Genomic DNA, 11,334 nt, shown 5'->3' on the forward strand with positions numbered 1-11,334 from the left:
AATCAGGCGTGATCATCAAAGGATAAAGGATATAAGCATGAAGGCTGAAGGGTGAAATTAGATACTTCATACTTCACACTTCATACTTAAGTTGACTTAAAGAGCGGAAACATGAATTCAGGAATTGACCTCCAAGGAACTTTTATTAAATCCCTGACGGATTTAGGACTGCCAGCAGGAACAGCCAAAGCCATTTGGATGCCTCTACCGATGATACTAATGCTCATTGGGGCAACGGTAGGAGTGCTGGTTTGTGTTTGGCTAGAACGGAAAATTTCGGCAGCAGCACAGCAGCGTATTGGCCCTGAATATATTGGGCCTTTGGGTTTGCTGGCTCCGGTAGCTGATGGTCTCAAGCTGGTATTTAAAGAGGATATTGTACCAGCTCAGTCTGACCCTTGGCTGTTTACCCTCGGCCCCATCATCGTTGTGCTGCCAGTATTTCTGTCCTATTTGATTGTGCCTTTTGGACAGAACATCGTGATCACAAACATAGGCACAGGTATCTTTTTGTGGATTGCCTTGTCTAGCATTCAGCCCATTGGCTTATTAATGGCTGGCTATGCATCTAATAATAAATATTCCCTCTTAGGGGGGTTGCGGGCAGCAGCGCAGTCAATTAGTTATGAAATTCCTCTAGCGCTGAGTGTGCTGGCGATCGCAATGATGTCTAATAGCCTCAGCACCATTGATATTGTAAATCAGCAATCTGGATACGGTATCCTTGGCTGGAACATTTGGCGGCAACCAGTCGGTTTCCTAATCTTTTGGATAGCTGCCCTTGCCGAGTGTGAACGACTGCCTTTTGACCTCCCCGAAGCTGAAGAAGAACTAGTAGCAGGCTATCAGACTGAGTACTCAGGCATGAAATTCGCTCTGTTCTACCTCAGTTCTTATGTCAACCTAGTACTTTCTGCCTTACTAGTAGCAGTTCTCTACCTGGGCGGTTGGGATTTCCCCGTTCCCCTCGATACTCTAGCCAACTGGCTAGGCGTCAGCGAAGCAAATCCTGTGTTGCAGGTAATTGACGCTTCTTTGGGTATCACCATGACCTTGCTCAAAGCTTACTTTCTGGTGTTTATTGCCATCCTATTACGCTGGACAGTACCCAGAGTGCGTATTGACCAATTGCTAGATTTAGGATGGAAGTTTTTGTTACCAGTTGGTTTGGTTAATCTGTTATTAACCGCAGCTCTAAAACTAGCCTTTCCTGTCGCCTTTGGTGGCTAATAGGAGAGTTAAGAGTTAACAGTTATGAGTTAAGAGTTATAGATTTTTTATTAACTCCTAACTCCTAACTCCTAACTCCTCACTTCTAACTTTTATGACCCGAACAGAGAGTAAAACACGAAAATGCTAAAGTTCCTGAAGCAAGTTGGTGATTACGCCAAAGAAGCAGTGCAAGCTGGTCGTTACATTGGCGAAGGGCTATCTGTGACTTTCGACCATATGCGGCGGCGTCCGGTTACAGTGCAATATCCTTACGAAAAACTGATTCCTGGCGAACGGTTTCGTGGCAGAATTCACTTTGAGTTTGATAAATGCATCGCCTGCGAAGTCTGTGTCCGAGTTTGTCCAATCAATCTGCCTGTAGTAGATTGGGAATTTGAAAAAGCCAACAAAAAGAAAAAGCTCAAGCACTACAGCATTGACTTTGGAGTTTGTATCTTTTGCGGTAATTGTGTGGAATTTTGCCCGACTAACTGTTTGTCCATGACAGAAGAATACGAGCTTTCCACTTACGATCGCCACGAATTAAACTATGACAACGTAGCCCTTGGTCGTCTGCCTTACAAAGTCACAAACGATCCGATGGTTACGCCACTACGCGAACTAGTGTACTTACCCAAAGGTGTCCTCGACCCCCACGACTTACCCGCCGATGCACCCCGCGCTGGTGCGCGTCCAGAAGACCTCGTAGAACAAACAGAAAAATAATTGTCATTAGTCATTTGTCCTTTGTCCTTTGCTAATAGCTAATGACCATTGACTAATGACTAATGACCAATGACCAATGACCATTGACTGAGGAAAAAAAACAGTGAATCTAGCCGAAGGAGTACAGATTGTTTCGTTTGGCATACTGGCTTTGATGATGATTGGGTCAGCCATAGGTGTAGTGGTATTCTCCAACATTGTCTATTCTGCCTTTCTGCTGGGCGGTGTGTTCATCAGCATCGCCGGAATGTACCTGTTGCTGAATGGTGACTTTGTAGCAGCAGCACAAGTACTTATTTATGTTGGTGCTGTTAACGTGCTGATTTTGTTTGCCATTATGTTGGTGAACAAGCGGCAGGATTTTGCACCATTTCCCAGCACTGGCGTGCGTAAGATACTCACAGCGGTAGTCAGTCTGGGATTGTTTGCCCTTTTAAGTACGATGGTGTTGGCAACTCCTTGGGCATATTCCACTTCTGCTGTGGCTGGTGAAAGTTCCATAGTGTTGATTGGAGAACATTTCTTCAGTGACTTTTTACTACCTTTTGAATTAGCTTCTATTTTGTTGCTAATGGCAATGGTGGGAGCAATTATTTTGGCACGTCGTGAATATTTGCCCGACCAAGTTACACCTTCAGAACTGCCACAAACAGTTTTAACTTTGCCAGAACGCCCCAGAGAACTAGTATCAGCAAGCACTACAACTGAATCAAGTGATTTGGAATAGCGATCGCAGTGATTCTCGTCGCAGAACTGCTAACAACTGACAACTGACCACTGACCACTGACCACTGACAAAAAATCCATGCAACTCCAGTACTTTTTATTACTTGCAGCCGCTTTATTCTGTATCGGCATTTACGGCTTAATTACCAGCCGTAACGCTGTGCGGGTGCTAATGTCAATTGAATTACTGCTGAATGCCGTTAATCTGAATTTAATGGCATTTTCCAACTTCCTTGATTCAACATTAATTAAGGGTCAGGTATTTACAGTGTTTGTGATTACCGTGGCGGCTGCTGAGGCGGCGGTGGGGTTAGCGATCGTGCTTGCCATTTATCGCAACCGTGATACCGTCGATATGGAGCAGTTTAATCTCCTGAAGTGGTAATTGCGCGTGCAACTCAAGCAGGTAATCATTGCCTATAAGGCGCGAGATTCCCAGAGTAAACGCTGGGCAGAAATTTGTGCTAAGCAACTGGAAAATCGTGACTGCCAGGTTTTAATGGGGCCTAGCGGGCCCAAAGATAACCCTTATCCGGTGTTTTTAGCTTCGGCGGGTCAACCAATTGATTTAGCTTTGGTACTCGGTGGTGATGGTACTGTTTTAACTGGTGCCAGACATTTAGCCCCAGCTGGTATCCCCATTCTCGGAGTGAATGTAGGCGGCCATCTGGGCTTCTTAACCGAGTCAGTAGACGAATTTCAGGATACAGAGAAAGTTTGGGATCGGCTATTGGAGGATCGTTATGCTGTCCAGCGGCGGATGATGTTGCAAGCTGCGGTGTATGAAGGACATCGCACGAATTTGGAACCAGTGACCGAACGCTACCTCTCTTTGAATGAATTTTGTGTCAAACCCGCTTCTGCTGACCGCATGATCACCTCAATTCTAGAGATGGAAATTGACGGTGAGGTAGTCGATCAATATGTTGGGGACGGGTTAATTATTGCCACTCCCACAGGTTCTACAGGCTACACTGTGTCTGCTAATGGCCCAATTATGCACGATGGTATGGAGGCGATTACCATCACTCCTATTTGTCCTATGAGTCTTTCTAGTCGCCCCTTGGTTTTACCTCCTGGTTCCGTCGTCAGCGTCTGGCCATTGGGAGATTATGATTTGAGTACCAAGCTGTGGACAGATGGCGTTTTAGCTACTTCAATTTGGCCCGGACATCGTGTTGATGTACGAATGGCTGATTGTCGGGCTAAGTTTATTATTTTGCGGGAAAACAATTCATATTATCAGACACTGCGAGAGAAGTTGCTTTGGGCAGGTACTAGGGTTCGCTACGCTAATAATCACCGGAATTGAACAGGAGACTGGGTACTGGCGACTGGGTACTGGGAAGATGTTCAAAAAAGATTTGGGCGGGGTTTGAATCCCCTAATCCCCACTCCCTAGTCCCCAGTCCCCTGTTTAAGTGTCTGCCAATTGCTTTTACCGCAGCTTTCCTTTAAAACTAAAATTATGCCAGCCCCCGGATTTATTCGGGGGCTTTCTACCCGTATCGTGCATTTATTCTTTGACTACAATTGACAGAAAAATTTATGTATGCATTAAGCAAATTCTGTATCTTATTGCCAGATTTTTCTAGAATTTAAGCCGATAATAAAAGCACGATAACTTATACCTTTGTGTGAATCTGTTATCTGCAAGTACACAAATAACGCTTTAATACGTTAATGCGTAATCTTCACTTTTTGTACAGCGTGTAAATCCTAGTAGGATATCTTTGCACATTTCAAGTTGGAGACAGATGGAAATTTCTTATCGCAACATCAATTACCCACTTAGTCTTCCTTCCATTCCTACAGATTTTCCCGTACTTCAAACCGATAAATATATCCTACGGCTGGCCTCGACGGTAGAAGAATTAGAATCCATTTTTCGCTTACGTTTTGAAGTTTTTAATCTGGAACTAGGCTTGGGATTTTCTAGTTCTAACCTTACCCAAAGAGATTGGGATCAGTTTGATGCAGTTTGTCATCATTTAATGCTGATTTCTAAGCATACGGGTAAAACGATTGGTACTTATCGAATGCAAACCTACACGATGGCTTCTCAAGGGCTGGGCTTTGATGCTGCTGATATATTTAATCTAGATAAAATTCCCAATTCTGTATTGCAAGCATCTGTGGAAGTTGGACGTGCATGTATAGCTAAAGAATATCGCAATATTCAAGCGCTTTTATTACTCTGGCAAGGGCTAGCTAATTATCTCATTTGGAGTAATAATAAATACTTTTTTGGTTGTGCTTCATTACTCACCCAATGTTCTATACAAGCTGCTTGTGCTTATCAATATTTTCAGCAGCATAATTTGATGCATTCTAGCATTTTGGTATATCCCAATTCAGATTACTGCGTAGAATTTACTCAAAATCCTACGGATATATGTGATGTGGAAATTCCTAATATTTTACAAGCTTATTTAAATATTGGAGTAAAAATTTGTAGCCTTCCAGCAATTGATCGCCAGTTCAAAACTATTGACTTCTTAATTATATCTAATATTGAAGACTTTACTAGATGGCATTCTCCAATTTGGCGAAAAAAGTAGATAATTTCGCTTTTGTTCACCAGTGCTTTGCCAGTGAGTATTTTATTCTGGACAAATAGCATCAACTTCGACTTCAATCAGCATTTCAGAATCAACTAAAGATTTCACTTCTACCATAGTTGAAGCTGGTGGATTTGCGCCAAAGAATTCTTGATGCGCCTGTCCAAATTCAGCCCATCGGCTAATGTCTGTCACAAACATCCGAGTTCGCACTACATGACTTTGATCTGCACCTAAGTCTTGCAAGGCTGTTAGGATAATTTCAAAACAACGTTTTGCTTGCGCGTAGGCGTTTCCAGCAGCAAACACACCACCTGCTGTATCAACTGGTGCTGTACCAGAAATGTAAATGTGATTGCCAACTCTAATGCTTCTACAGTAACCTACCTTTGACTCCCAAGAAGCACCAGAAAAGGTTCGTGTCACTTGCATAATCAATCAAATTCAATGTCTACTTATAAAATTTTACCTATAATAGCGTTACTTAATTTCAGTGAAATGAGCTTTTTTACTATAGGAATTTTAAATGATCTGTGAAAAATCTGAAGTGATGTTAGATGGGCTTTGCCCACCTAGGTGTATTTCCAAAATTAAATAGGAGTTTTATCTATTTTAATGACGAATTATTATGCGGCATATTACACTTATTCCAAGTTGGTTACGGATTTTACTTATTCTTTTGTTAGTAATGGGTATATTGTTTCGGTTTTGTAACCTTGATGGCAAAATTTACTCGCATGATGAGACCTATACATCGTTACGGATTTCAGGTTATACAGTAGATGAGGCTAAGCAGCAAATATTTAATGGTGGTGTAATTAATCAAGAAAGTTTTACTAAATTCCAAAGTCCCAATTTGGACAAAGATGTTAACGATACAATTATGTCTTTGGTGAAAGAAGTTCCTCAGTATCCACCACTATATTATGTAATTGCTAGATTTTGGTTAGAAATTTTTGGTAATTCTGTGACAGCTATTAGAAGTTTATCCGCTTTAATTAGCTTGTTGATTTTTCCTTGTATTTATTGGCTATGCCGAGAATTATTTAATGTGCCGTTATCTATGCCTGGTGTTGTGATCGCGCTCATGGCCATCTCGCCTATTCAATTAATATATGCCCAAGAAGCACGAGAATATATTCTTTGGTTAGTCACGATTATTTTATCTAGTGCTGCACTACTGCGAGCAATACGTTTGGAATCAAAAGACAAGAGCGAATCAGAAAAAATACAACAGATTCCAGACAATTTTACTACCTGGGTAATTTATACAGTAACTTTGGCACTGAGTCTGTATACATGTTTGTGGAGTGTATTTGTAGCAGCTGCTCATGGGATTTATGTAATTATAATTGCACAATTTCGCTTGACTAAAATCGTCAGAGGTTATCTATTAGCATCTGTTCTAGGGTATTTAGCTTTCATACCTTGGTTGGCAATTTTGATAGCTGACTTTTTTCAATTTCTAATTTCAGCAGATGAAACAACAAGGCAGGTATCCCAGATACCTTTAATTCCATTTTGGTTTATGCAGATCAGCCGGATTTTTTTTGATTTAGACTTGAGTCTAAAAAATCCGATCAGATATTTGATATCGATAATTTTTTTAACTCTAATAGGATATGCAATTTATTTTCTTTGTCGAACAACCAACTACAAAGTTTGGTTATTTATTATGGCTTTGATTATAGTACCAGCAGTACCTATAATTCTACCTGATTTAATGAGTGGGGGTATACGTTCAGATTATGAGCCATATTTAATGCCATTTTATTTAGGAATTCAAATAACTGTTGCTTATCTACTAGCTACGCAAATATATAATGGGAGTTTATCACACCGCCTAACCTGGCTAATAATTTTGCTGCTAGTAATTATTTGTGGAATGGTTTCTTGTAGGGTGAATTACCAAGCAGAAACTTGGTGGAGTAAAAGAGTTAGCTATAGTAATGCACAAGTTGCCAAAATTATCAATCAGGCTGAAAGCCCACTTTTGATTAGTAATTCTGTGGGTATTAATTATGGTAATGTGTTTTCTTTAAGCTATCGTGTGTTGCCAAAAGTGCGCTTTCTGTTATTGCAAGACCAAAAGATTCCTAATATTCCTAATGGCTTTAGTGATATTTATTTATTAAATACTACTGAGGAATGGCGTAGAAAAATAGCCACAAAGTATCAGTATAAAACCGAAATTATTGATAATAATAACTATTATTCACTCTGGAAATTAGTCAAGCTTCGCACTCAACGTCAACGTGTGACTACATAGAATAATCAAGTTGACAGTAAAAGAATTCACCAGCGTTTAATGGTAAATTAATTTCATATTTCAGTCTTTAGTTTGCCTGAGAAAGCGATCGCCACTTTGTTTGTTAAATTAATTACATTACTTCATAGAATATACTCAAACCTTCATTTTGTGGCAAAAGCAGCAGATATTGGCAGCAAGCGATTAATTAGTCTCGCCCCCGATACATGGGTACAATGGGTGACACAGCGTACTGAGGTTGTGGCAAAAGAGATTTTAGGTTCTGAGTTTCAGTGGGTTAGCCGCCAAACAGATGTGTTGCTCAAAGCATACAGCACAACTGTTGGTCATTTTCTGGTAGTCAACGAGCTACAGTTGCGTTATACAGCAAATATGCCGCTACGCATGAGAGCCTATGCAGCCTTAGCACAAGAGCGATATCAACTACCAACATATCCAGTGCTAATCAACATCTTACCACCTGCGTCTACCTTAAGTGTTGTCAGTAGTTACGAGGAGGAATTTTTAGGATTACGTGCGATGACCAAGATTATCGCGTAATTAATTTGTGGGAAGTCGATGCTGAGATAGTCTTTCGACAACCATTACCACCGTTATTACCATTTGTACCAATTTTGCGAGGAGGGGGTGAAGCATCGGTTGTACAACGCGCACTACAGGAACTACGAGCAGATCCACAATTAAATCAATTAGAATCTTTGCTGGCCTTTTTTGCTAGTTTTGTGTTAGACACACCTTTAGTCCAACAAATCATGAGGTGGGATATGGCAGTATTGCGAGAATCGCCTTGGTATCAAGAAATTATTCAAAGTGGTGTTCAGATGGGACTTCAACAGGGACTTCAACAGGGTGCGCTACGACAGCTAATGCGAGTATTACAGCGGCGCTTTGGTGAAATTCCTCAAGCGGTAGAGGCAAGGCTTGAGAATGAAAGTGTAGAGCAATTAGAAATTTTAATGGATAGCGCGATCGCTGTTAGTTCTTTAGAGGAATTTATCAAAATTTTGTCTACATAAGTGAATCCTGATCAAGTCAACAAGAGAAAATCATTGTCGCCGATTTTGCATAAAGATTCTGATTGTTGCTGAATAGTGTTATGAAACCTCACGCACAGTGTAAACAAGACTTTTGCGGTATCTCTAGGTACAATACATAAGCCTCTTCTTTATTTTCTAAATATTATGGGTAGCACTTTTGGCAATTTATTTCAGATCAGCACTTTTGGCGAGTCCCACGGCGGCGGTGTGGGGGTTGTAATTGATGGTTGTCCTCCACAACTAGAAATTTCTGCCGAAGAAATTCAACTAGAGTTAGACAGAAGAAAGCCAGGACAAAGTAAAATTACCACACCTCGCAAAGAAGCTGATTCCTGTGAAATTTTGTCTGGGGTGTTTGAAGGCAAAACCTTGGGTACACCGATCGCAATTTTAGTACGGAACAAAGACACGCGATCGCAAGATTACGACGAGATGATTAATACATATCGTCCTTCTCATGCAGATGCAACTTATGATGCTAAGTATGGCATTCGTAACTGGCAAGGTGGCGGTAGGTCGTCAGCCCGTGAGACAATCGGAAGAGTAGCAGCTGGTGCGATCGCTAAAAAAATTCTCCGTCAAGTCGCTAATGTAGAAATCATCGGTTACGTTAAGCGCATCAAGGATTTAGAAGGCATTGTTGATCCGAATACTGTCACCTTAGAACAAGTGGAAAGCAACATTGTCCGCTGTCCTGATGTGGAATGTGCTGAACGCATGATTGAATTAATTGAACAAACAGGTAGACAAGGTGATTCTATCGGTGGCGTTGTGGAATGTGTGGCGCGAAATGTTCCCAAAGGTTTAGGTGAACCAGTATTTGATAAATTGGAAGCAGATATTGCTAAGGGTGTGATGTCTCTTCCTGCTAGTAAAGGCTTTGAAATTGGTTCCGGTTTTGGGGGAACATTACTCACTGGCATTGAACATAACGACGAATTTTATATTGATGAAAATGGAGAAATTCGCACTGTAACTAACCGTTCTGGTGGCATTCAAGGCGGAATTTCTAACGGGGAAAATATTATTTTACGAGTTGCATTTAAGCCGACAGCAACAATTAGAAAAGAACAAAAAACAGTCACTCGTGAAGGTGAAGAAACAGTATTAGCTGCCAAAGGAAGACATGATCCTTGTGTATTACCGCGTGCAGTTCCGATGGTAGAAGCGATGGTAGCTTTGGTGCTGTGTGATCATTTACTACGGCATCATGGACAGTGTAAGGTGTTGTAAGTTGATATTGCAAGATTCAGATTCCCGACTTTTATGAAAAGTCGGGAATCTTGTTTTTTACGATTGCTGAACGGTGTAAGATGTCTAGTACGGCGTTGCAAGCAGAGAAGAGCGATCGCTGATGAGTAAGGCAACGAACTACGACCAAGATTTTCTGTTGTGGACACAACAACAAGCCGAATACTTGAAGAAAGGACGTTGGGCTGAGTTGGACGTTGAACACTTGGTAGAGGAACTAGAGGCTTTGGGCCGCAGTGAACAGAAAGAACTTGGTAGTTATTTGCAAGTATTGATCATGCATTTGCTGAAATGCCAATATCAACCTGAAAAAAGAACTAAAAGTTGGGATAATACACTTTCAAACTGCCGAGATAAAATTCAAGATTGTTTGGAAGATACTCCCAGCTTGCAGCGTTTTCTTCAAGATTCAGTGTGGATACAAAAATACTATCGACGTGCTTGTCGAGATGCGGCTAAAGAAACTCAAAAATCTGTAGAAATTTTTCCCGCTGAATGTCCTTTTACTATTGAACAGATTCTTGACCCAAATTTCTTAGCCTGAGTAACCTGAGTTCGGGATAAGGAAAGGGACAGGTAGTAAGCTGAAAATAACGTCAAATTCAGCACCTGTCCTATGTTTAGTTTAGATGCTTTATTTTGCCATGTGGATGATTTCTGTAAAGCATTTGAAAGTCAATGGCACAAAAAGCTGTTGATACATGGAGGAAAAAGACGGATTCGGGGTAGAAGTCTGTGTTTAAGTGAAATAATCACGATTCTTGTTGCTTTTCATCAAAATCACTACCGAAATTTTAAACATTTTTACTTGAATCATGTTCAACAGCAATGGAGTTGTGCGTTTCCTGGCCTACCGAGTTATCAACGATTTATCGAATGGCTGCCATCAACCTTAATACCGTTGTGCGTTTATCTGAAGCATTGTTTTGGAACCTGTACGGGTATCGGTTTTATCGATTCAACTAGTCTAAAAGTCTGCCATAATCGTCGGATTTCTCGACATAAAGTATTTGAAGGATTAGCTGCTCGTGGTGAAGTAGTTCCCATCTTGGCGGTTTCCGGCGATGGGAAACTACTGAACCCGAAGGGCAAAACTTCTGTGGATTGGTTTTATGGCTTCAAGCTTCATATTGTTGTCAACGAACTGGGTCAACTCTTAAATGTGACTCTTACCCCTGGTAATATTGATGACCGTCAACCAGTTCCCGATTTACTGAGTGAGCTGTTTGGGAAAATTTTTGCCGATCGCGGCTATGTTTCTCAAAAACTAGCCGATCAACTTTTAGAAGACTTCGGCATTCAATTTTTTGCCAAACCCCGTCGCAATATGAAAAATAAGCTTATGCTTCTGCATGACAAGCTTTTATCCCGTAAACGCTCCATCATCGAAACCATAAACGACCAACTCAAAAATATTTTAAGAATTGAACATTCAAGACACCGAAGTCCCGTTAATTTTTGCGTTAACGTTCTGTGTGGATTAATTGCTTATTGCCATCAACCGAAGAAACCCAGCCTTCAAATGGAATGGCTTTTATCTCACAGCGCTTAA

Annotated in this window: 11 protein-coding genes and 1 pseudogene; 11 read left to right on the forward strand and 1 reads right to left on the reverse strand. The window is 41.0% G+C overall.

Going from position 1 to position 11,334, the window contains the following annotated elements:
- Window positions 1-111: 111 nt before the first annotated feature.
- The 6 genes from nuoH to I8748_RS23155 all read left to right on the forward strand — a co-directional run bounded on the left by nuoH (window position 112) and on the right by I8748_RS23155 (window position 5,225).
- Entirely contained in the window at window positions 112-1,230 is a 1,119-nt protein-coding gene (gene nuoH / locus I8748_RS23130; RefSeq protein WP_198126879.1) for an NADH-quinone oxidoreductase subunit NuoH, read from the forward strand.
- 123 nt (window positions 1,231-1,353) lie between these two features.
- Window positions 1,354-1,938: an NAD(P)H-quinone oxidoreductase subunit I gene (gene ndhI, locus I8748_RS23135; RefSeq protein WP_096552353.1), complete on the forward strand. Its 585-nt coding sequence runs from the start codon at window positions 1,354-1,356 to the stop codon at window positions 1,936-1,938.
- Window positions 1,939-2,041: 103 nt separating this feature from the next.
- Window positions 2,042-2,665 carry an NADH-quinone oxidoreductase subunit J gene (locus I8748_RS23140; protein WP_198126880.1) on the forward strand — a complete coding sequence of 208 codons (624 nt, stop codon included), beginning with the start codon at window positions 2,042-2,044 and terminating at the stop codon, window positions 2,663-2,665.
- A gap of 78 nt (window positions 2,666-2,743) precedes the next feature.
- Window positions 2,744-3,049: an NADH-quinone oxidoreductase subunit NuoK gene (gene nuoK / locus I8748_RS23145; RefSeq protein WP_006199065.1), complete on the forward strand. Its 306-nt coding sequence runs from the start codon at window positions 2,744-2,746 to the stop codon at window positions 3,047-3,049.
- Between the two features lie 6 nt (window positions 3,050-3,055).
- A complete protein-coding gene (locus I8748_RS23150) occupies window positions 3,056-3,976 on the forward strand; it encodes an NAD(+) kinase (RefSeq protein WP_198126881.1) in 921 nt (306 codons plus the stop codon).
- A gap of 445 nt (window positions 3,977-4,421) precedes the next feature.
- Entirely contained in the window at window positions 4,422-5,225 is an 804-nt protein-coding gene (locus I8748_RS23155) for a GNAT family N-acetyltransferase (protein WP_198126882.1), read from the forward strand.
- Window positions 5,226-5,267: 42 nt separating this feature from the next.
- On the opposite strand, the gene I8748_RS23160 is transcribed toward I8748_RS23155, so the two are convergent.
- Window positions 5,268-5,657, reverse strand: coding sequence for a RidA family protein (locus I8748_RS23160; protein WP_198126883.1), 390 nt, complete (start codon window positions 5,655-5,657; stop codon window positions 5,268-5,270).
- A gap of 196 nt (window positions 5,658-5,853) precedes the next feature.
- Here I8748_RS23160 and I8748_RS23165 point away from each other — a divergent pair, with 196 nt between their 5' ends.
- From I8748_RS23165 to I8748_RS23185, 5 genes and pseudogenes are all read left to right on the forward strand, one after another.
- On the forward strand, window positions 5,854-7,494 hold the full coding sequence (locus I8748_RS23165; RefSeq protein WP_198126884.1) for a glycosyltransferase family 39 protein: 1,641 nt from the start codon (window positions 5,854-5,856) through the stop codon (window positions 7,492-7,494).
- A gap of 150 nt (window positions 7,495-7,644) precedes the next feature.
- Window positions 7,645-8,510: pseudogene (locus I8748_RS23170) on the forward strand (Rpn family recombination-promoting nuclease/putative transposase).
- Between the two features lie 165 nt (window positions 8,511-8,675).
- A complete protein-coding gene (gene aroC, locus I8748_RS23175; protein ID WP_198126885.1) occupies window positions 8,676-9,764 on the forward strand; it encodes a chorismate synthase in 1,089 nt (362 codons plus the stop codon).
- A 121-nt stretch (window positions 9,765-9,885) separates the two neighbouring features.
- Window positions 9,886-10,326 carry a DUF29 domain-containing protein gene (locus tag I8748_RS23180; RefSeq protein ID WP_198126886.1) on the forward strand — a complete coding sequence of 147 codons (441 nt, stop codon included), beginning with the start codon at window positions 9,886-9,888 and terminating at the stop codon, window positions 10,324-10,326.
- A 72-nt stretch (window positions 10,327-10,398) separates the two neighbouring features.
- Complete coding sequence (locus I8748_RS23185; protein WP_198126887.1) at window positions 10,399-11,334, forward strand: IS982 family transposase; 936 nt, start codon at window positions 10,399-10,401, stop codon at window positions 11,332-11,334.

Origin of the sequence: Amazonocrinis nigriterrae CENA67 (genome assembly GCF_016056305.1) — a bacterium.
In the GTDB taxonomy this organism is placed as follows: domain Bacteria; phylum Cyanobacteriota; class Cyanobacteriia; order Cyanobacteriales; family Nostocaceae; genus Amazonocrinis; species Amazonocrinis nigriterrae.